The organism is Cupriavidus sp. 05T41, from assembly GCF_056396525.1.
The window spans coordinates 44,060-65,353 of record NZ_JBFTLQ010000041.1 but is presented as its reverse complement, the minus strand read 5'-3'; the positions used below and the strand labels follow the sequence as shown (position 1 = coordinate 65,353).

The 21,294-nt window shown below is 65.9% G+C and carries 18 protein-coding genes; 7 read left to right on the top strand and 11 right to left on the bottom strand.

Annotation, left to right across the window (positions count from 1 at the left end; all coding sequences use genetic code 11):
• Window positions 1–20: 20 nt before the first annotated feature.
• Both AC1DKV_RS23340 and AC1DKV_RS23335 read right to left on the bottom strand, forming a co-directional pair.
• Window positions 21–2,828, bottom strand: coding sequence for an aminotransferase class I/II-fold pyridoxal phosphate-dependent enzyme (locus tag AC1DKV_RS23340; RefSeq protein ID WP_477138082.1), 2,808 nt, complete (start codon window positions 2,826–2,828; stop codon window positions 21–23).
• 342 nt (window positions 2,829–3,170) lie between these two features.
• Window positions 3,171–4,067, bottom strand: a complete 897-nt coding sequence (locus AC1DKV_RS23335; protein WP_477138081.1) for a carbon-nitrogen hydrolase family protein — start codon at window positions 4,065–4,067, stop codon at window positions 3,171–3,173.
• A gap of 254 nt (window positions 4,068–4,321) precedes the next feature.
• Here AC1DKV_RS23335 and pdxR point away from each other — a divergent pair, with 254 nt between their 5' ends.
• A complete protein-coding gene (pdxR, locus tag AC1DKV_RS23330) occupies window positions 4,322–5,824 on the top strand; it encodes a MocR-like pyridoxine biosynthesis transcription factor PdxR (protein WP_477138080.1) in 1,503 nt (500 codons plus the stop codon).
• Between the two features lie 60 nt (window positions 5,825–5,884).
• On the opposite strand, the gene AC1DKV_RS23325 is transcribed toward pdxR, so the two are convergent.
• The gene (locus tag AC1DKV_RS23325) at window positions 5,885–6,331 is read right to left on the bottom strand and encodes a MarR family winged helix-turn-helix transcriptional regulator (protein ID WP_441615695.1); all 447 of its coding nucleotides are present in this window, start codon (window positions 6,329–6,331) and stop codon (window positions 5,885–5,887) included.
• A gap of 290 nt (window positions 6,332–6,621) precedes the next feature.
• Between AC1DKV_RS23325 and AC1DKV_RS23320 the strand changes: the two genes are divergently transcribed.
• The 3 genes from AC1DKV_RS23320 to AC1DKV_RS23310 all read left to right on the top strand — a co-directional run bounded on the left by AC1DKV_RS23320 (window position 6,622) and on the right by AC1DKV_RS23310 (window position 10,019).
• Complete coding sequence (locus AC1DKV_RS23320) at window positions 6,622–7,986, top strand: MFS transporter (protein ID WP_441615693.1); 1,365 nt, start codon at window positions 6,622–6,624, stop codon at window positions 7,984–7,986.
• 124 nt (window positions 7,987–8,110) lie between these two features.
• On the top strand, window positions 8,111–9,802 hold the full coding sequence (locus AC1DKV_RS23315) for an FAD-dependent monooxygenase (RefSeq protein ID WP_477138079.1): 1,692 nt from the start codon (window positions 8,111–8,113) through the stop codon (window positions 9,800–9,802).
• A gap of 22 nt (window positions 9,803–9,824) precedes the next feature.
• Window positions 9,825–10,019, top strand: coding sequence for a DUF2783 domain-containing protein (locus tag AC1DKV_RS23310; protein WP_441615690.1), 195 nt, complete (start codon window positions 9,825–9,827; stop codon window positions 10,017–10,019).
• A 57-nt stretch (window positions 10,020–10,076) separates the two neighbouring features.
• Here AC1DKV_RS23310 and AC1DKV_RS23305 read toward each other — a convergent pair whose 3' ends face one another.
• The 7 genes from AC1DKV_RS23305 to AC1DKV_RS23275 form a co-directional block, all read right to left on the bottom strand.
• Window positions 10,077–11,054 carry a Bug family tripartite tricarboxylate transporter substrate binding protein gene (locus tag AC1DKV_RS23305; RefSeq protein ID WP_441615688.1) on the bottom strand — a complete coding sequence of 326 codons (978 nt, stop codon included), beginning with the start codon at window positions 11,052–11,054 and terminating at the stop codon, window positions 10,077–10,079.
• A gap of 23 nt (window positions 11,055–11,077) precedes the next feature.
• Complete coding sequence (locus AC1DKV_RS23300; RefSeq protein ID WP_477138078.1) at window positions 11,078–11,923, bottom strand: amidohydrolase family protein; 846 nt, start codon at window positions 11,921–11,923, stop codon at window positions 11,078–11,080.
• Window positions 11,920–12,852 (bottom strand): SMP-30/gluconolactonase/LRE family protein, encoded by a 933-nt coding sequence (locus AC1DKV_RS23295; RefSeq protein ID WP_441615685.1) that lies wholly within the window; start codon window positions 12,850–12,852, stop codon window positions 11,920–11,922. Before AC1DKV_RS23295 ends, AC1DKV_RS23300 begins: the two co-directional genes overlap by 4 nt.
• Window positions 12,853–12,943: 91 nt before the next feature.
• On the bottom strand, window positions 12,944–13,945 hold the full coding sequence (locus tag AC1DKV_RS23290; protein WP_477138077.1) for a Bug family tripartite tricarboxylate transporter substrate binding protein: 1,002 nt from the start codon (window positions 13,943–13,945) through the stop codon (window positions 12,944–12,946).
• 97 nt (window positions 13,946–14,042) lie between these two features.
• Complete coding sequence (locus AC1DKV_RS23285) at window positions 14,043–14,990, bottom strand: NAD(P)-dependent oxidoreductase (RefSeq protein WP_477138076.1); 948 nt, start codon at window positions 14,988–14,990, stop codon at window positions 14,043–14,045.
• On the bottom strand, window positions 14,987–15,670 hold the full coding sequence (locus AC1DKV_RS23280) for an RraA family protein (protein WP_477138075.1): 684 nt from the start codon (window positions 15,668–15,670) through the stop codon (window positions 14,987–14,989). The genes AC1DKV_RS23285 and AC1DKV_RS23280 overlap by 4 nt, the downstream gene beginning before the upstream one ends.
• Window positions 15,671–15,753: 83 nt before the next feature.
• Window positions 15,754–16,770, bottom strand: a complete 1,017-nt coding sequence (locus AC1DKV_RS23275; protein ID WP_477138074.1) for a tripartite tricarboxylate transporter substrate binding protein — start codon at window positions 16,768–16,770, stop codon at window positions 15,754–15,756.
• 96 nt (window positions 16,771–16,866) lie between these two features.
• On the opposite strand from AC1DKV_RS23275, the gene AC1DKV_RS23270 reads away from it, so the two are divergent.
• Window positions 16,867–17,640: an IclR family transcriptional regulator gene (locus tag AC1DKV_RS23270; protein WP_477138073.1), complete on the top strand. Its 774-nt coding sequence runs from the start codon at window positions 16,867–16,869 to the stop codon at window positions 17,638–17,640.
• Window positions 17,641–17,849: 209 nt separating this feature from the next.
• Here the strand turns inward: AC1DKV_RS23270 and AC1DKV_RS23265 are convergent, their stop codons facing one another.
• The gene (locus tag AC1DKV_RS23265; RefSeq protein WP_477138072.1) at window positions 17,850–18,731 is read right to left on the bottom strand and encodes a LysR family transcriptional regulator; all 882 of its coding nucleotides are present in this window, start codon (window positions 18,729–18,731) and stop codon (window positions 17,850–17,852) included.
• Window positions 18,732–18,848: 117 nt separating this feature from the next.
• On the opposite strand from AC1DKV_RS23265, the gene AC1DKV_RS23260 reads away from it, so the two are divergent.
• Both AC1DKV_RS23260 and AC1DKV_RS23255 read left to right on the top strand, forming a co-directional pair.
• Window positions 18,849–20,282 carry an amidase gene (locus tag AC1DKV_RS23260; protein ID WP_477138071.1) on the top strand — a complete coding sequence of 478 codons (1,434 nt, stop codon included), beginning with the start codon at window positions 18,849–18,851 and terminating at the stop codon, window positions 20,280–20,282.
• A complete protein-coding gene (locus AC1DKV_RS23255) occupies window positions 20,279–21,280 on the top strand; it encodes a tripartite tricarboxylate transporter substrate-binding protein (RefSeq protein WP_477138070.1) in 1,002 nt (333 codons plus the stop codon). The genes AC1DKV_RS23260 and AC1DKV_RS23255 overlap by 4 nt, the downstream gene beginning before the upstream one ends.
• Window positions 21,281–21,294 lie beyond the last annotated feature (14 nt).

Here is a 21,294-nt window from a genome sequence, read left to right as displayed (position 1 = left end):
AATCCCGGCCTCCCGCCTCGCTACTTTTTTGCCGCCGGGCGTTCCGCCATGGCCACCGCCGCCACTTCATCGACCGTTGCCGTCGAGACTTCCACAACGGTCGAGACCGACGCCTTTGCCGCGGCCGCCACCGCCGCCGCGGCCTCGCCGGCTGCCTGGAGGGCCAGTTGCTGGAGCGCCCCGTCGCTGAACACGCGGAATCCCAGCTCCGGGCGGTAACCGTGGATCTCGCGCACATCCAGCGCCTGCATGAACTCGAGGATCTCGGAGCTGATCACCTGCCCCGGCACCAGGATGGGGAAGCCCGGGGGATAGGGAATCACGAACAAGGCCGATACCACCTCACGGCCCTTGGAGATGGCCCTGGCCACCTCGGCCATGTTCAGGTACTCGCAGTTCTCCTCGTCATAGGACATGAAGAAGGCCTTGCGGATATCGCCGTCCGGCGTCTCGATCTGCCCGCTGTTGCACACGCTGCGGAATGCAAAGTGGAAGTGCGAGAAGTCCGGCAGCGGCGGCAGTTCCTTGGTCAGCGACGACACGCGCCGCTCGTGCAGGCGGCGCTCGATCACGCTCATGTCCGCCGTGCGCTCCTCCAGTTCCCTGGCGATCTTGATCAGCACCTCGATCAGGTAGGCCACCGACGAACGCGTGGTACCGATGTTGGTCATGAACAAGACGGTATTGCGCGACGTCTTGTTGATCTGGATGCCGTACTTGTCCATCAGGTACTTGTTCTTGAACGTATCGCCGTCGATGCCGGAGGTGCCGATCGACAGGGTCAGCCGGGTAKGATCCAGCGCGAATTCATCGACGCGCCACGCGGCTTCCATATTGGCCCAGCCGGATTCCGGGCTGTAGTACGCCTCGATGCCGGACGGCCGGTACGCGGTCGGCACCACGCGGGAGACGTTGAGGAACTGGAAGTACTTCTTGAGCAAGGGGTGGGTGTGGATCCACTCGCGCAGCGTCATGGCCAGTTCCATCTGGCGCTGCACCAGCTCGTAGCCTTCCAGCTCCACCTGGCGGCGGCCGACGTCGAGCGAGGCCAGGATCTGGTAGTTCGGCGAGGTCGAGGTGTGCGTCATGTACGCCTCGTGGAACGCCTCTTCCGCCTTGTCCTTGAAGTCCTGATCCCACACATGAATCATGGAGCCCTGGCGCAGCGAGGTCAGGGTCTTGTGGGTGGACTGGGTCGCGTAGACCCGCACCCGCGCGCGGTCCGGATCCGGCATCAGGCGGGTGGCGACGACCTTCTCCTCATCATCCCAGTCCGCCCCGCCGAACGATTCGGTGAATGCATCGTAGCGCCGGCGATAGTCTTCGCTATCCAGCTCGCGGCGCAGGCGCGACGCCGAATCCATGCCGGTGCGCTGGCGGTAGGTGGGATGAAAGCGGGCGAAGGCAAACCAGGCCTCGTCCCACAGGAAAATCAGGTCCGGCTTGATGGCCAGGCACTCCTCCATGACGCGCTTCACGTCATAGACCACGCCATCGAAGGTGCAGTTGGTMAGCAGCACCATCTTGACCTTGTGCAGCGTCCCCGCCTGCCTGAACCGCAGCAGCGTGCGCTTCATCTGGGCGATGGGGACCGCGCCGTACATCGAGAAGTCATTGAGCGGATAGGAGTCGAGGTACGCCACCTTGGCGCCCGCCAGCACCATGCCATAGTGGTGGGACTTGTGGCAGTTGCGGTCCACCATCACGATATCGCCCGGCTTGACCAGCGCCTGCACCACGATCTTGTTGGCCGTCGAAGTGCCATTGGTCGCGAAGAAGGTGCGGCGCGCACCGAATGCGCGCGCCGCATATTCCTGCGCGACCTTGATGGGGCCGATCGGGTCCAGCAGCGAGTCGAGCCCGCCGGACGTAGCCGAGGTCTCCGCCATGAACAGATTCAGGCCATAGAACTGCGCCATGTCCTGAATCCAGTGGGAGTTCATGATCGACTTTCCGCGTGCCAGCGGCAAGGCGTGGAACACCCCGGTCGGCTGCTTCGAATACTCCTTCAACGCCGTGAAAAACGGCGTCTTGTAACGCTCCGACACCCCTTTCATGATCGACATGTACAGCTCGGTGTGGTCCTCTTCCCGGAAAAAGATCCGGTTGAAGACCTCGCCCAGCCGCGACGCGATCTCCTCGGCCTTCACGTCCGTGACCAGGTACAAGTCCAGTTCCGGCCGCAGCTCKGCAATCTTCTGGCCCAGCAAGGGGCCGCGCTCGGACTCCGGCTGCTCCTCGATGCCCTCGTCCAGCCCTTCCAGGAACTTGCGCAGCAGGTCCAGCTCATACTCGGACTTGAACGGAAATCCATGCCGGATCACGCAAGCCTGCAGGTTGAAGTTGAAGAGCGTTGCTATTAGCGCATCCTCGAAGCTTGGCACCACCACCACGTCCCACACGAAGGGATCATCCACGCGCTGCTTGCGCTGAACGCGCCGGCGCAGGGCCTCTTCATCCTCGCGCGTCATGTCGTCGACGATCAGGACCTCAAAGTACGGCCGTGCTATTTGCGCCTGCATCTCCTCTTCCGTCTCGATCTCGGACGGCTCCTCCGACTCCGCATCCAGCGACAGCTTCTTGTGACGGTAGGTATCGCTGGCCAGCATGCGGTTGATACGGTGCACGGCGATGTTCAGCCGGCCCAGATCGCCAGCCTCGAACCACGCGTTCAGCTCCTCGAACAATCGGTGCCCCGGGAATGCCCAGAACCGCTCGATCGGCTCKAGCATGGCCAGCGTCTCTTTTACCCGGGCGTGGCGCTCGATGAATTCCTTGCACTCCCGCGCGAGATTGACCAGGCGGCCCAGGTCATCAGTCAGATTCATCCAGCCATCCGCGCGCATTTCCCAAACGCTACGGTAACGGTTTAGGGAAATGTGTTGCCCGGTCTTTGCTTTTCGTGCCGTGCTGCGTGCCATGTTATTCCTCTGCTAACTAGATAATCTCAATGCGCGGATCCGCAACTGCAAATCCGTTTAATCGAACGACCGTTTTATTCCAGGCCTGATATTCACCCATTCCTGTTTATCAAGCGGGTCAATAACAACMCGAAAGGCAAGCGCCATCCATTGGGCCAGCAATCACGCTTTCCCTCGGAAATTCCAATTCTGTTTTTTCCCGCCATGCGGGAATAACGTGACGGCCTGCCGGGGCCTTGCCCCCGGCGGCTACTCGCCAGCCGGCCCGGTCACTTCCGGCTGCGCGTCTTCCAGGACACCMGGCTTCACCAGCTTGCCAAGCGTGTGGAGATAGGCATCCGCGCCGCTGTCGCGCTGGTAGACCGGGAACTCCACCACCCGGTCGCGGAAGCTCTTCAGCGGCTGGCCAAGCCCGCGCAAGCCGCGCTCGCGCTCGCGCCGGACCTTTTCGAAATCGATCTCCACGGGGATGATCTCCGCGGTGCCCGGGCCGGCTTCATGCAGCACATAGCCAGCGGGATCCACCACGATGGAGCGGCCCACGCCACCGTCCCCGACTCCGTTGATATCGAAGAAATAGACCTGGTTGGTTGCCGCCGACGCCCGCACGATCGCCAATTCGATGTCGCGGTCGATGGTGTCCGTCATGGTCGGGTGCAGGATGACTTCGGCGCCCATCGCAACCAGCGTCCGGGTGGTTTCCGGGAACCACATGTCATAGCAGATCGAGATGCCGAAGCGCCCCGCGTCCGGCACGTCGAACACCACGAACTCGCTGCCCGCGGCGATGCCTTGCTCATAGGGCCTGAAGGGAAACAGCTTGCGGAAACGGGCAACCACGTTCCCTGCGGGGTCGATCACCGGCGAGGTGTTGTAGATGGCACCGTCACGACGCTCKAACAAGGATCCGGGGATCAGCCACAAGCCGTACTTGGCGGCCAGCTCGCACAGGCGGGCCTCGGCCRCGCCCGGCATTTCCTCGGCCTTGGCCGGGCTCGGGCCAAACGCCGCCAGCTCGGAGAACATCACCATGTCGACCCACGGAAAGCGGTGCCTGACATGCGCCAGGTAACGATTCATCTGTGTGATGTTCTCTTCGAATGCCGACACCGGCATCTGGATACCTGCTACTGCAAAACGCTTCATTTAATGCCTCGGGAAACGCACCATGCCGGTGAATATCTACACACCGATATGGGGAGAATCGCCATCCCCCTTTTCCAATCAATTAAGTGCCCGCTAAATTGCGGGACTTTTCACGCTTGATGGGGGTTATGGCGGTGCTCTGTTACTTAAATTAAATAGTTATGTGGTAATGCCACGACACGATGGGATCTACTCTACAAGCGCGGTGGCTCCACTGTATAGTGCCGGTACAAATTTTCAGATGGAGCCAAGAATTGAAAGAGACGCCGTTGACCGATTGGCTTCTCGCGCGCAGTCATTGGAGCCACCCCGAACGATCCGGTGCTCCGCTGAACAGGCAGTTGTTTGACGACATCCGCGAGGCAATCCTCGCCGGCCAGCTGTCCCCGGGCACACGGTTGCCACCCACGCGCGAACTGGCCCGGGAACTKAGCATTGCCCGCAACACCGTTCTGTATGCCTATGAACGGCTCACCGATGAAGGCTACACCCATACGCATGGCGGCAGCGGCACCTACGTCGGCGATACCGCTCCCGATCCCGCCTTGCTCGCCCGCATCCTCGACACGAGCCCGACTGCCGATCCGGTACTCCCAAGCGTTGCTTCGCGCCTGTCCCTGCGCGCGCACGAGCTGCTCGCCAGCGTCGGCGCGTCGGACTTGCAGGTCGGCGCGTTCGTCCCCGGCATTCCGGATGTGAGCCAGTTCCCGCGCGGCGTCTGGCAACGCTTGATCACCAAGGTGTGGAAGACCGCCAGCCAGGAGCAACTGGGATATGGCAGCCGGCATGGCTGCCCCCCGCTCAAGCGCGCGTTGACCGAGTATCTGACGCTCGCCCGCGGTGTCGATTGCACCCCGGAGCAGATCATCGTGACCCAGGGCAGCCACCAGGCCATCGATCTGTGTGCCCGCCTGCTCGCCGATCCGGGAGACCTCGTATGGGTCGAGGATCCGTGCTATTGGKGCGCACGCAGTGTCTTTCGCTCGGCCGGCATGCGAATGGAGGGCGTGCCGGTGGACGAGCACGGAATCCAGCCGCCGCTTGCGCCAGAGACCGCGCCAAGGCTGATCTTCGTCACGCCGTCTCACCAGTACCCAAGCGGCGTCGTGATGAGCCTTGCCCGGCGCCGCCTCCTGACCGAGCTGGCGCATCGCCACAATGCGTGGATCATCGAAGACGACTACGACAGCGAATTCCGCTATCACGGCGCGCCGCTGCCGTCGCTACAGGGCCTGGACCCGCATCGCAATACGATTTATGTCGGCAGTTTTTCCAAGGTGCTCTATCCCGGCCTGCGGCTGGCGTTCCTGATCGTGCCGCCGGAACTTGTCGATGCGTTCTCGGTAGCGCAATCCGAGCTGCATCGCGGTGGGCAATTGTCGGCGCAGGCCGCGCTGGCGGAGTTTATCTCCGACGGCCACTACGCAGCGCACGTACGGCGCATGCGCAAGATCTATGGCGAGCGTCAGGCCTTGCTGACGCGGGAGCTGCAACTCCAGCTTGGCGATCAGGTCGATATCGTCGGCACGGATACCKGGCTTCACCTGACGGTGAAGCTCCGGCACGCCAACGATCACCTGGTATCCCGTGCGGCGCTTGCCCACGGCATCGTGGCTCGGCCCCTGTCGTCCTACTTTGCCTCCCAACTGCACTCCCAGAACGGCCTGGTCCTGGGCTACGGCGGGGTGAGCGACGAGGATATCGAACCGGCGGTCCGGAAACTGGCCCTGGCGATCGATCTGGTGAACCGCGCCTGATGCGGATCACCATGGCGGGCACCTGGGTGCCTTGGTGAAAGGTGCCTTAGTGAAGCCGGGTCACTCCCGGGCCTTCACTACCAAGCGCTCTAGCAAGTCATCGAATTGCTTGCGCTCGTCTTCGTCGAGACAGGACATGATTTCGGCATTGCGGCGCTCGATCAGGGCCATGGTCCGAAGCCAGATACGCTCCCCCTGGGTCGTCACCGTCAGGACGACGCCGCGGCCGTCCGTCGCACTTGCCGTCTTGCGCACGAGCCCCTTGTCGACCAGCGATTGCGCCGCCCGGCTTGCCTGCCCTTTGTCCAGGTTCGCGCGACGCGCCAGATCGTTGACCGATAACGGGCTAAATGAGCCGATCGCGGCCAGGCAGCGGCCTTCATGCATCGGAATGCCGACTTCTGACTCGTAGGCTAGCTGCGTGACACGGTCCGTAAGCTTGTTCAATTCGTGCAGGCGGTGTGTCAGGGTGCGGTCAAGGGCAATCGGGATATATCGGGAAGTCACCGGCAGAGACCTTTGAAAAAGTGAGGCAAACGGCTGCACAGCTGACCGGTTGCTGACGCGATGAAGGTGCGAATTATAGTTCCGTCACATAGTTGCGCGCACAACTAGTGCAAACCCCAGTGACGGTCCGCCTGCCGCTGACACATACTAGTTGCGCGCACAACTAAATCAAAAGCCGTGTCTGCCAATCGCTGCGCCAGACGCCTGTCACGTCGTTCCAGCCCCGATTGTTGTGGCGACGACGCATTCTCGTTATCCAGCCGACGGCGCAGCCGTAGGAGACAAGTCGCGTGAGATCCCCCATTGCAGCCCCCCCGCCCGGGAACGCCACCGCAGCGTTGACCGAAAATCAGTTCACGGCCGAAGCGAACAGCGTTATCGCCAAGGTATCGCGCCATCTGCTGTGGTTCGTGTTTCTCTTGTTCGTGGTTTCCTTCCTGGACCGCATCAACATCGGCTTCGCCGCCTTGACGATGATGAAGGACCTGGGGCTGACCAGCACCCAGTTCGGCCTGGCCACCACCCTGTTCTACCTGGCCTACATTGCCTGCGGCGTGCCGAGCAATGCCATCCTGGCACGCGTTGGTGCGCGACGCTGGATCGCGACGATCATGGTCGCCTGGGGATTAGCGTCCACGGCCACGCTCTTCGCTACCGATGCGCATACGCTGTACTGGCTCCGCGTGCTGGTGGGCATCACGGAAGCGGGCTTCTTGCCGGGGATGCTGCTGTACCTGACTTTCTGGTTCCCGGCGGCTTACCGGGCACGCGCCAATGCGCTGTTCATGATCGCCATGCCGGTCACGGCTGCTTTCGGTTCAGCCATCTCTGGGGTGATCCTCGGCATGGATGGGCTGCACGGGCTCAAGGGTTGGCAGTGGCTGTTCCTGCTCGAAGGGTTGCCGGCCTCGGTACTGGGCGTGGTCGTGTACTTCTATCTCACCGACACGCCGGAGCGTGCGCGCTGGCTCTCGCCGGGCGAGAAGCAAACGCTCGCGCAGATGCTGGCTCGGGAGCATCGGGCCGACCCCGTGGCACAACAGCGTGGCGAGGCGTCGCGCAGCCTGTGGTCCGAATTGACCTCACCCACCGTGCTGAAGTTCTCGCTGGCCTATTTCTGCCTGGTAAACAGCCTCGCCATGGTGGCCGTGTGGACGCCGCTGATCGTCAAGAGCTTTTCCGGCGGCGCCACCAACACAACAATCGGGCTGCTGGCGGCGATTCCCCAGGTATGCACGATCATCGGCATGATCTGGTGGGGCCGGCGCTCGGACCGCGCGCAAGAGCGCCGCTGGCACACCGTCCTGCCGATGCTGTTCGCGGCGGCKGGCTGGCTGCTGACGGCATATTCGTCGCATCCTGCGGTGCAACTGCTGGGCGTGTGCCTGGCTTCCACCGGCGCCTATACCGCCATGTCGATCTTCTGGACCACGCCKGACCATGCGTTGAGCTTCGCCGCGCGGGCCTTGGGCATCGCGGTGATCAACGCGACCGGCAACCTCGGCTCGGCCCTCAATCCGCTGGTCGTGGGCTGGCTCAAGGACGTCACCCACAGCTTCAACACAGGCCTGCTCTACGCGGCGGCCCTGCTGGTCGCGGGCTGTGTGATTTTCCTGGTCTTGCCGATCCCGCGCACGCTCAAGCAAACKACTTGAGAACGAGCTCGCATTCCCCGCTTTTTCGATGACCTGCTGCACGGTTACCCATTAGCTCACCTTGAAGCGACGTAGCCGCTGCGCGCTACGCCGGACCCATTCTATTTAAGTCGGAGTCACGTCCATGCATTTGCCCACCGCCGAAGCCCGTCCTTCGATCTACTACGACTATCAGGTGTTCAAGCCGTGGCTGGCTTCCGCCCACGCAAAGCAGGACCGCAAGAAGGTCGTCATTGCGGGTTCCGGCCCGGCGGGCCTGGTCGCCGCCCTGGAACTGGCCCGCCATGGCGTACCCAGCGTCGTCGTCACCTCTGAGTTGCAGGTGTCCCAGGGCAGCCGCGCCATCGTCTTCACGCGTCGCTCGATGGAAATCCTGCAGCAGGTCGGCGTGGCCGACCGTATGACCGAGAGCGGGCTGCCCTGGCGTTACGGCAATTCGTACTACCGCGGCGAGCGCGTGTTTCGCATGGAAGCCCCGCACGACGGCGACGACCGCTTCTTCCCGATGCTGAACATCCAGCAACAGTATATGGAGGAGTATCTGCTCGATGCCTGCGCCGCCAATCCCCTGATCGATTTCCGGTGGGGCAACAAGGTGGCCAAGGTCGATCAGGAAACCGATTTCGCGCGCGTCGAGGTGGACACGCCGGAAGGCCCATATTGGCTGGAGACTGAGTGGCTGGTCGCGGCCGACGGCGGACGCTCCGGCATCCGTACCGCGATGGACCTGCAGATGGAAGGCGCCTCCTACGAGGGCTTCTTCGTCATCGCCGACATCAAGATCGACCTGCCGCTGCCGACCGAGCGCCTGGCCTACTTCGACCCGGACTGGAACCCGGGCAACACCATCCTGATGCACCGCGAGCCACATGGCATCTGGCGCGTCGACTACCAGTTGCCGGCCGGCGAAACGCCCGAGGACGCGCTCAAGCCCGAGTCGCTCAAGGCGCGCATCGATGCCCAGCTGGCCATGATCGGCCATGCMGGCACCCCCTGGGAAATGGACTGGTGCTCCGTGTACTCCGCCCGCACGCTGACGTTGCCCGAGTACGTGCACGGCCGCGTGATCTTTACCGGCGATGCCGCCCACCTGCTGCCGATCTTTGGCGTGCGCGGCGCCAACACCGCCTTTCAGGACGCGCAGTCCCTGGCCTGGCACCTCGCCTTCGTGCTCAAGGGACTGKCCGGGCGGAAGCTGCTGGCCAACCACAGCGCCGAGCGGGTCGGCGCGGCACGCGAAATTATCGAGGAAGCGGGCAAGAGCACGCGCTTCATGACGCCGCCAAGCGAGGGCTTCCGCCTGCTGCGGGATGCCGTGCTATCGCTCTCGCTGACCGAGAAGTTCGTGCGTCCGCTCTACCACTGGCGCACTTCGCGCCCGCACGAGTACACCGCTTCGGTGCTCAACTGCCCCGGTGACGACAACGCGCTGTTCGTGCACGGCCCGGCCCACGGCGCCCCGCCGCAAAACATCCGACTGGCGGCCAACGACTACTTGCTCGACCATCTGGGCGCAGGGTTCGACCTGTTGTACTTCACCGAGGCCGACGCCGTACCCGGCGCCCTGCAGAGGGTAGTGGCTGCCACCCGGGAGCGCGGCGTGCCGCTGCGCGTCATCGCCGTCGGGGCCGCCAGCCCGGTGGCGGGCGCCGACCTGACGTTCGCCGACGCCGATGGCCACTTCCGCCGTCGCTATGGAGTGCAGGCCAGCGGCGCGGCTTACCTGCTGCGCCCCGACCAGCACGTGTGCGCGCGCTGGCTCACGCTGGACGCGACGCGTCTGCAAGCCGCCCTGAACACCGCCCTGCCCCAGTGAAGATCCATTAGGAGAGAGTCCCATGACTACCCCTCACAAGACCCTGAGCATCCCCGGCCTGGAAGCCGTCTATGACGCCCTGGCCACCGCCATCGATGAGGCCGGCGTGGACAAGGCCCAACTGTTCCTGGTCAAGCTGGCGCTGCTCAACGCCAATGCGCTGGGCGAGCCCGGGCAATTCCAGCAGCACGTGCAGGCTGCGCTCAAGAACCTGTAATGCGTCCAGGCCTGTCGCTGTCTGGGCGAATCGAAGGCGTGACCACCACAGTGCAGCTTAATCCAGCGTTACCCCGGCCGCCTTTGCCACCTTGGCCCACTTGGCGATGTCCGCCTTCTGGAAGTCGGCCAGTTGCTGGGGCGTGCCGCCGACGATCCTGACGCCCAGTTCATCCAGATGCGCGATCACGTCGCGGTCCTTCAGGATGCGGTTGATCTCGGTGTTCAGCCGCTGCACGATCTGCGGTGGCGTGCCCGCGGGCGCGAATATCGCTTGCCACTGTTCCGCCTCGAAGCTGGGGACGCCGGCCTCGCCCATCGTCGGCACGGCCGGCAGGCTCGCCACGCGGGCCTTCGTGGCCACCCCGAGCGCGCGCAGCTTGCCGCCTTGCACATGCGGCAGGATCGGCGCGGTCGGCGCGAACATGAAGTCGACGTGGCCGGCCATCACATCCTGGATGGCGGGCACGTCGCCCTTGTAGGGCACGTGCGTCAGCTTGACATGAGCCTGCGCCTTGAGCAGTTCCCCGGACATCTGGAGGATGGTGCCATTGCCGCCCGAGGCGAAGCTCACGGACCCTGGCTTCTTCCTGGCCGCGGCAAGCAGGCCCTGCACATCGTGGTAGGGGCTGTCCGCGCCGACCACGAGCACGCTCGGAATGGTGCCGATCAGCACGACGGGCGCGAACGACTTSACGGCGTCGTACGGCAGTTTCGGGTTCAGCACGGGGTTGATGGCGTGGGACGCGGTCGATGCGCCAAGCAGTGTGTAGCCGTCCGCCGGGGCCCGCGCCACGAAGGCGGAGCCGATCGCGCCCGTGGCGCCTGGCTTGTTCTCGACGACTACCGTGGTCTGCAGGGCCTGGCCGAGCTTCTGCGCGATCAGCCGGGCGAGGATGTCGGTGGTGCCGCCCGCGGGGTAAGGCACCACGTAGGTGATGACCTTTTTCGGCCAGTCCGCCTGGGCGTGGGCGTGGCCCGCGATGCAAGCCAGCGTCGACAGGCACAGCGTTGCGACGATCTTCCCGAGTGTCATGAGAGGGGTCTCCGGTCTTGTTGTCATGCGGCTTCGGCCCTCGCGGCGAAGCCATATAGTCGTTGGGGGTTGTCGACGAGGACGGCCCGCACCAGGGCATCGTCGCCGYACCACTGGCGAAACAGCGCGTGCAGGGCGCCATCGTCGCAGCGCGTCTTGTCCTGCGCGCGCAGCGTGGGATGCGGCCAGTCGGATGCMCACAGCATCTGCCCGGGCGCCAGCGCCAGGTAGCGGCGCGCCAGGGCTGCCACGTCGCCGTAGCGGGGCGCGCCTTCGCGCGATTCGATGTAGGGGCCGGAGAGCTTGACCCAGCCCTTGCCCTCGGCCAGCAGCCGCGCGATCACGGCGAACGCCGGCTCGAACGCCGCGTCGCCGAACGGCAGGTGGCCGTAGTGGTCGAAGACCACGGGCACCGGGCACGCCGCGAGCATGGATTCCATCTCCGGCAACCACGCCGCGGGCGCATTGAGCTGCACGTGCCAGCCCAGGGGCGCGATCCGCGACGCAAGCGCAGGCAGCATGCCCGCATCCACCGGTCCGGGCATGGTGAGGTTGAAGCGGATGCCGCGCATGCCCCGCGCGTGCAGGTGCTCCAGGTCTGCGTCCGTKACGGAGGTGTCGACCACCGCCACGCCGCGCGCGTCGGCGCCAAGCTCCGCCAGCGCGGCGAGCGTGGCACGGTTGTCGGTGCCATACGTCGACGGCGTCACCACCACGGCCCGCGTGGTGCCCATGTCCCGTTGCGCCGCGCGGTAGTCGGCGACGCGCGCGTCCGCCGGGCGCAGCGTGGCGCCCGGCGCGCACGGAAAGCGCCCGTCATAGAAGTGCACGTGGCAATCGCACGCATCCTGCAGCAGGGCGTTCGTCATCCGCGTTGCGCCTCCAGGTTGTCGTGTAATGGCATGCCGGGCACATCCATGTCGATGGACAGGATCTCGCCGGCGGTGGAGTCGGTGATGAACAGCCGCTTGCGGTCCGCCCCGCCGAACGCCATGTTGGTCAGCGAATGGCCGGGCGTGCCGCGTATCACCACCACCGGCTCGGCGCGCTGGCTKAGTACCCAGACATACGCCAGACCCGGGTTGGCCACCAGCAGGCGGCCTGCCTCGTCCATGGCCAGCCCGTCCGGCCCGCTGGGCCCGTACGAGGTGAAGAACTGCCCCGTCTTCGACACGCTGCCGTCCGCCTGCAACGGCATGCGCCATACGCAGTTGCCGCGCGTGACCGCGACAAACAGGAAGCGCTCGTCCGGCGACAGCACGATGCCGTTCGGGCTGGGCACGTTGGCCAGCAGCAGTTCCAGGCGCCCTTCCCGCGTCAGCCGGTAGACGCGCCCGGTCGGGTCGTGCAGGCCGGTCTGGCCCTGGTCGGTGAAGTAGAGGTTGCCGTGCGCGTCGAGCGTCAGGTCGTTCACGCCCTTGAAGCTCTCGGTATGGCGGCGTGACAGGAACGGCCGGACGTTGCCCGTGCGCAGGTCGACGGCCATGAGGCCGTTGCGGTAGTCGGTGACCAGCAGTTCGTGCGCGCCGATGCGCTTCATGCCGTTCGGCTCGCCGTCCCACTCCGCGATCAGCTCCCACTCGCCTTCTGCGTCGACGCGCAGGATGCGGCCGTTCGGGATGTCCGTGACATAGAGATTGCCGCTGTCGTCGGTGACCGGGCCTTCGAGGAACGAATCGATCTCCCGGCCGCCCTGGTTGGCGGCGGACCACGCKGTATGGCGGCGCTGCCGGTAGCGCGCCGGCAGCCGCGCGAACGTCTGAGCCTCGCGGACGGCCGGAGGATGCATGAGGAACATGATGATGCCTTGTGGTTTAGCCTGCGCAGGAGGATTGGCCGCGCGATCCCTGCCAGCTTATCTCTATTGKAATCGATGCGGCCGGCCCTGGCTACTGCTTCTGGAAGCCCGTGCCACTGGCCACCTTGCCCCAGAATGCCGTGCGCTCGACCATCTCCTTCGAGAACGTCCGGGTGTCCCAGTAGCCTGCGTCCGCACCGATGCTTTGCGCGTACGTGCGCATGTCCGGCGTGGCCATCGCGATGGCGACTTCCTTCTGGATGCGGTTCAGCACCTCCCGGGGCGTGCCCTTGGGTGCCCACAGGCCGGTGAAATTGGTGACGCCGTACCCGCGCAGCCCGGCTTCGGCGAACGTCGGCACGTTCGGCAATGCCGGCAGGCGCTTGTCCCCGCTGACCGCCAGCACGCTGAGCTTGCCGCCGGCAACCTGCCCGATCACGCCGGGGATGGAGGCGATCTGGAAATCGACGGTGCCGCCGAGCAGCGCCACGGTAGCCTCGCCGGCGCCCTTGAACGGCACATGCAGGAAATGCGCGCCCGCCGCCACGCCGAGCGCCTCGCTGGCGAAGTGCGGCGTCGATCCCGCGCCGCCCGAACCGTACGACACCTTGTTGTCTTCCGCCTTGGCGGCGGCCACCAGGCTGGACAGTGTCTTGTACTTGCCGTCGGCCTTGACGACCACGCCCATCGGCGCGAACACATACGCGGAGACCGGCTGCAGGTCTTCGGCGTAGTCGAACGGTAGCTTCTTGAAGATATGCGGCAGCAGCGAATACGTAGTGTCGTTGGCCAGCAGCGTGTAGCCGTCGGGCGCCGCGTGCACGACCTGCAGCGCACCGATCGTTCCGGTGGCGCCGGCCTTGTTCTCCACATAGAAGCTCTGCCCGGTCTGCGCGGTCAGGCGCTGGGCCATCTTGCGCGTGACCGCGTCGACCGCGCCGCCCGGCGGGTAAGGCACGACGATCTTGACCGGCTTGGCCGGCCAGGCTTGCGCGGGCGTTTGTGCCTGCGCCTGCATCATCGCCGGCAKGATGGCAAGCAGGCCCAGGGCCAGCCGCCACGGCGCTGCCGCGCCGCGTTGAATCGCTTTCATGTTCTGTCTCCTTGCACCACCATTTGCTGCGAGGCCCTGCGCACTCCTCTCGTGGGAGCCGCGCCTCGTGGCCTCGCCTGTCCGTCCTGCGTGCCGCCTATGCGCGGGCGAGCGCCGGCTCGCTCGCCGCGGCCAGCGCCGCGAGCGTGTTCCTGGCGGCGGCCATCCCCATGTTCACGTAGGCCGCGCTCGTCACGCCCMCGATATGCGGGCTCAGGATAAAGCCCGGCTCGCCATGGAAGACATGCGGCACGGTCATCGGCTCGGCGGCGAAGCTGTCCAGCCCGGCCGCGGCCACCTGCCCGGAGCGCACCGCCKACAGCAGCGCGGGCTCGTCGATCAGCCCGCCGCGCGCGGTATTGACGACCAGCACGCCGGGCTTGCAGCGCGCCAGCGTCTGCGCGTTGACCATCTGCCGGTTGTCCGCCGTGAGCGGGCAATGCAGCGAGATGACGTCCGACTCCTGCCAGATGGCATCGAGCGCGGCCGGCTGCACGTAGGCCGGCAGGTTCGTCGCGAACGGGTCGAACCCGATCACGCGCATGCCGATGGCATCGCACATCCTGGCGAAGCGCAGGCCGATGGCGCCCAGGCCGACGAGGCCGACCGTGCGGCCGTCGAGTTCCACGCTCTTGTGCGTGGCCTTGTCCCACTGCCCGGCATGCATGCGCTTGTCGAGCGCCACCACGGACTTCGCGCATGCCAGCATCAGCGCCAGCGCGTGCTCCGCCACGGCGGCGGCATTGGCCCCGGCCGCGGCCGTCACCGCCACGCCACGCGCGGCGGCGGCGGCCTTGTCGATGGTGTCGGTGCCGCTGCCGTGCTTGGAGATCACGCGCAATGCGGGCGCGGCGTCCATGATCGCGGCGGTCACCGCGCCATAGCGCACGATGATGCCGACCGGGTTGTGCCGGCGGGCCAACGCGAGGAGATCGTCGTGCTGCGGGGTCTTGCCGGCGAATACGATGTCATAGCCGTCCAGCAGCGCGAGGGCCTGCGGCGCGAGATCCGCCGCGGTCACGAGAATGGCGGGACGCGTCGTCACAGCGCTTCTCCCTGCTTGAGCACGCCGGCGGTCACCAGCGAGGCCAGCAGCCACGGCGCATTGGTATTGCCTTCCTTGATCTGCGCGATCCGCCTGGCTTCCGCCTCTTCCTTCCTGGCCGCGACCTCGAGCAGCGCTTCGATCTTCTCGCGCTCCACCACCACCAGCCCGTCGGCATCGCCGCTGATGAAATCGCCCGGGTTCACGGTCACCCCGCCCACCGACACCGGATGGCCGATGCGCCCGGCGACTTCCTTGGTCGGCCCGTTCGGGTTGGTGCCCACGGAGAAGACCGGGAACTGCATCTCCTCGAGGTCGAGGCTGTCGCGCACCGCGCCGTCGATCACCACGCCGGCGAGGCCGCGCTGGCGTGCCGCGTGCATCATGATCGTGCCCATCAGCGCGGAGGTCTGGTCGCCCTTGCCATCGATGACCAGCACGTCGCCGGGCTGCGCCAGCGCCAGCGCCGCGTGGATCATCAGGTTGTCGCCGGGGCGCACCTCGACGGTGAAGGCCGGGCCGGCCACCTTCATGCTCGGGCGCAATGCCCGGATGCGTCCGTGAAGCGCGCCGCGGCGCCCGGCGACGTCGGCGAGGATGGCCGGCTGGAACTTGGCGGCCTTCGCCACAACGGCGGCGGACACGCGWTCRAACGACKKGWTGATGTTGGGCAGGCTCATGGCTTGGCTCCGGAAGGACGTGAAGTGGGACGTGAAGTGGGACGTGGAATGGGGAACGCGCAAACGAGGCAGGACGGCAGCGCTCAGTCCAGCGTGGTGCCGGATGCCTTGACGACCGCCGACCAGCGGGAAATGTCCCGCTTGACCAGCGCGCCGAACTGGTCGGGCGTGCCGCCGAGCACCGTCGCGCCCTGCTCGTTGAGCTTCCTCGCGAGCTCCGGCGCCTGCAGCGCCTTGTTGAACTCGGCGTTCAGGCGGGCGACCACGGCTGGCGGTGTCGCGCCGGGGGCTGCGAAGCCGAACCACGTGGCAGCTTCGAAGGCCGGATAGCCGGACTCGGCGACGGTCGGGATCTGCGGCAGGTCGGCAACGCGCTTKAGCGAGGTCACCGCCAGCGCACGCAGCTTGCCGTTGCGGATATGGCCGAGCAGCGACKGCACGGAAGCCATGTACAGGTCGACCTGGCCGCCGATCAGGTCGTTGACGGCCTGGGCGGCGCCCTTGTACGGGATATGGGTGAGCTTGAGGCCCGCGGTCTTCTGGAGCAGTTCGCCGGACAGATGCGCGACCGTGCCGTTGCCGGGCGACGCGAAGTTGATGGCGCCCGGCCTGGCCTTGCCGGCCTTGATCACGTCCGCCAGCGTCTTGTAGGGCGAATTGACGGGCGTGACCAGCACCAGCGGCGCGCTGGCCACCAGGCTGATCGGGGCCAGGTCCTTCACGGGGTCGTACGGCAGGCGGCTGTACAGCGTGGGATTGATGGCAAGGTTGCTGGTCTGSCCCAGCACGATGGTGTAGCCRTCGGCCGGTGCCTTGGCGGCGGCATCGACGCCGAGGTTGCCGCCCGAGCCCGGCTTGTTGTCCACGACAAAGATCCAGCCGGTGGCAAGCGCCACCTTGTTGGTCACCTCCCTGGCGATGATGTCGGTGCCGCCGCCGGCCGGGAACGGCACGATGACGCGAATGGGCTTGGCGGGATAAGGCACCGCGGCGATGGCGGTGGCCGAAGCCGCGGCAACGGCTACCGCGCCGGCGCCGGCCGTGACGGCGAACGTGCAGCGGCGAACCGCGCCGAGGACAACGCTCAGGACTGCGTTCATGACTGTCTCCAGATCTCGTTATGTTGTGAGCTGGATTGTTGTCTAGCGTTTCACGGCATACAATACCGTTTCGTACCGTGCAACGCGTACCGTCATATGAACCGAAAAAGAGATGCCTCKACCACCCCTGGCCTKGAAGAGGGCGCCAGCGGCGGGGTCACCGCCGTCACGCGTGCCCTGCGCGTCCTGGAAGCCTTCGGCGTCAATGACGCGCAGCTGACGCTGGCCGACCTCAGCCGCCGCACCGGCATCCACAAGACGACGGTGCTGCGCCTGGCGCGCACGCTCGCCGCCGACAACTACCTGGTGCAGAAGGAGGACGGCAGCTGGCGCCTGGGCCGCGCGGCCGGCTGGCTGGGCGCGTGCTACCAGGCGACCTTCAACGTGCAGGAGGTGGTGGAACCGGTCTTGCGGGAGCTGACCATCAAGACCGGCGAAAGCGCATCGTTCTACGTGCGCGAGGGGCAGCAGCGCACGTGCCTGGTGCGGGTGGAAGGACCCCAGGCGATCCGGCACCACGTGCGGATCGGCGCGGGCCTGCCGCTGGACAGCGGCTCGCCCGGCCGGGTCATCCTGGCCTTCTCCGGCGAGCCCGGCGAGCTCCATGAACTGATCCGCCGCCGCGGATTCCACCTGTCACTCGGCGAGCGCGAGCCGGAGGTGTCGAGCGTGTCGGCCCCCGTCTTCGGGCTGCACTGGCGGCTGCTCGGGTCCATGTGCATCTCKGGACCGACATCGCGCCTGGGCGAGGCGCGGCTGCTGGAGCTGGCGCAGACGGTGATGGATGCCGCCAACAGGCTGTCCTACGCCATGGCGGGCAGCCAGCGGCCGGCGATGCAGATCGAACGGCCGTCGACCTGGYACCCTTGAGCCGCAGGGGATCTTGCGCARCAGGGTCGGGCGGGCCCCGGCTMAGTCCGGCTGGCGGCGTTTCCGGTTAGGCGGGCGCCGAGCCGGTCCTGGCCGCCCACCGTGCAGAGGTCGACGCCTTCCGCGGGCACGCAGCGGATCTCGCCGGCTTCCTCGCTGCCGGCCGTCAGGCCGGCGGCCAGCAGCGCCATGCGCGTGGTATTGCGCCGTCATCGGAGCGCGTGCCGCGCCGCCGTGATGAACGGCTCGATGAAGGGGCTATCCAGATCGCGGCGCCGGCAGACGGCCACCTCGAACCCCTCCGTGACTTCCTTAAGCTTTCGGAACGCGACACCCGGAGGCCTGCCGATTGCCGCGCACGCCGGCACGATCGCAACCCCCTCGCCTGCGAGCACCAGAGCCAGTGCCGCATGAACCGTCTCCACCCGCTCGACTATCTGCATGGTTACCTGGTGGCGCCGCAGCAGAGCGGCAACCATCGAAGTGTCCCCGCCCCCTGTCAGTGTGGGCAGCGCAATCAATCTCTGCCCGTGCAGCCGTGCCACCGGCACCGACGAAAGCCGCGCGAGCGGTGCACGTKCCGGCAAGGCCAGCCGTAGCGGTTGCATGCCGACGATCGTCGTGGACAGGTCAGGCCGCTGAAGCGGTGGCATGCACAAACCAACTGTCACCTTGTGGTCGATGATCTGCGCTTCATATGTCGAGGTGCTCATCTCGACGAACTGCAGTTCGACATCCGGGAGTACGCGGTGCAACTGCGGCACGAGCTTCGGCAGTACGGCGTAGCCAAGCGAAAACATGTAGCCGACAGACAGCCGCCCGCGCCGCCCGGACGCTACGGCGCGTGCGGCCTCGAACCCCTCGTGTGCCAGCGCCAGGGCTTCGCGCGCGCGCGCGAAGAGCGCGCTACCCGCGTCTGTCAGTMGCATGCCGGTGGATTCGCGCACAAAGAGCGCCGTACCGAGTTGTGCCTCGAGGTTGCGAATCTGGACGGACAGCGGCGGTTGCGCCATGTGAAGACGCTCGGCGGCCTTGCCCACGCTGCGGGCCTCCGCTACAGCAACGAAATAACGCAGGCTCTTGAGGTCCATGGGTCATACGATTCCGATATGCCTTGATTGTGAACGAGTATTGGACCGGGCGGGGGGTGTATGTCAACTTTGATTCGTTGCCGGTCACTTGAGCCGGGCTCTCCCAGGATGTCTTGGATGAATGAGGAACTTTGCTTCTTGCCTGCCGTGCGGCTTCGCGAAGCGATAGCTGCCCGCGAGGTTTCCCCGGTCGAGGTAACGCGTGCCGTGCTGGATCGTGCGGCCAGGCTCCAGTCGGAACTCAACTGTTTCATAACGCTTTGCCCCGACGAGGCCATGCAGGAGGCACAGGCCGCGGAGCAATCGATCATGCGCGGGGAACCCACAGGATTGCTGCACGGGATTCCTTATTCCTGCAAGGACCTGGTTAACACCCGCGGGGTGCGTACGACATTCGGCTCCCTGCTGTTCGCGGACAACGTCCCGACCGAGGACGCGGTAGCCGTTGCCCGACTACGCCGACAAGGAGCCATCCTTATCGGGAAGACGACCACATCGGAGTTCGGAGCGAAGTGCCTCACCGATGCGCCTCTGTTCGGTCGTACCCGCAATGCCTGGCATMCCGGCCACACCAGCGGTGGTTCCAGCGGTGGCGCGGCGGTGGCAGTAGCGGCCGGGCTCGCCCCGATCGGCATTGCCACGGACGGCGGCGGTTCCACCCGGATTCCGGCGGCCTGCAATGGTGCCGTCGGCCTGAAACAAAGCATCGGCTTGGTACCGCACTCTCAGGTGGAGGATGCCTTTGGCAACCTCACCTATGTCACGCCTATCTCACGCACGGTGGCCGATACTGCATTGATGCTCCAGGCGATGGCCGGTGAAGACGCTTCAGACCCTTGGTCCGCTGGCGCGCGCGCGGCCGACTATGTAGATGCGACGCGCACTGCCACCGACCTGMGGGGCAGGCGCATCCTGTTCGCGATCTCGCCACCCGGGCGACCGGTCGCCGCAGATGTGGCCGCGTGCTTCGCGTCTGCCCTGGACCGGTTGCAGGACCTGGGCGCGGATCTCGCAGAGATGCCTGGCTCGGCCTTCGACATCGAGCCGCTCTGGCGAACCATCAACCACACGGTATGGCGAGCGCGCTTCGGTCAGATGGCCCTGCAGCAGCCTGACCGGCTCAGCCCTTCGCTGTTGCAACAGCTGGCCCTTGCCAATGAATTCAGCGCGGTCGACTACCAGAGGGCCAACTTCGAACGCACCCGCTTGTTCCGGCACGTGCAGGCGCTGCTTCGTGACCACGACTTCATCGCCGTTCCCACCATCGCGCGCACCGCCCTGCCGATTGACCAGGATCTGTTCGGGCAGATAGAGATCGACGGCCGGCTGTACGACGAGGTGCGATCCAACTGGTTCCCCTGGACCATGCCGTTCAACCTGACCGGCCACCCCGCCATCACCCTGCCCTGCGGTTTTGGCCGTGACGGACTGCCCGTCGGCTTGCAGTTGGTGGGGCGTCTGCGCGGGGAGTCCGACCTGCTCGGCGCGGCTGCGCTGTTCGAGGCCTCTCAGAATCTCTTGTCCCGCTGGCCAGACGTGGAGGTGCCATGAAGAAATCGATACGCCGTTTGCTTGCGGCTGCCTCGGTGGCCGGGCTGGCCGCCGTGCAAGCGAATCCAGCCGGCGCGCAGCCTCCTGCAGCGACGGGAAGCACAACTCCCTTGCGGCTTGTTGTCGGCTTCCCGCCCGGGGGCGCGCTGGACATCCTCGGGCGCTCGCTGGCCGAGCAACTGCGGTTGGCCGGCATGGGCCCGGTGATCGTGGAAAACAGGCCGGGCGCGTCKACGCGCATCTCCATCGACTACGTGAAGCGATCACAGCCGAACGGCAGGACTGTGCTGCTTTCATCGAATGCGCCGATGGTCATCTTCCCGATGACCTACCGGCGGCTTGACTATGACGTCGATCGCGATTTCATTGCTGTGGCGCAGCTTGCGGAAGTCCCTACGGTGATATCGGCGGGCGCGGATCGCCCCTACAAGACGCTGCGGGAATACGTGAGCTGGGTCCGTGCGAACCCATCACAGGGCAGCGTCGGCCTCACCTCGCTGGGCGGGACACTGCATTTCGCCATCCTCGGCATGGGCCGAACCGTAGGCGTACCGCTCAGGCCGGTGGCCTACAAGGGAGGCGCGCCGCTTGTGACGGACCTCGTGGGCGGGCACGTTMCGTTAGCCACCGACGCCCTGGCCAGYCAGCTGGAGCTTTATCGCGCTGGCAAGATTCGCATTCTGGCCGTGTCCGGCACCCATCGAAACGCGGCCCTCCCCGATGTGCCAACCGTGCGTGAAGATGGCATCGACGCATTMGATCACGCGAATGCGTCGTACAGCGCCTTTGTGCCTGCGGGGACGCCCCCGGAGGTGGTGCAACGGTTGGAGCAGGCATTCGTTGCCGCCATGCAGAAACCGGAGATGAAAGCCCTGTTGCCGCGTGTCGGTCTGGAAGCGACTGGCCTGCCTGGCGCGGCCGTGACCCGCACGCTGCACGCCGAGCGCGAGTTCTGGCGCCCGCTCGTCCAGGCATCGGGATTTCGCAACGAGGACTGAGCTGGCGGCGCGCA

Coding starts and splice junctions, on each gene's coding strand:
- AC1DKV_RS23310 (WP_441615690.1), top strand. CDS start 9,825: ATGACTACCCCTCACAAGACCCTGAGCATCCCCGGCCTGGAAGCCGTC.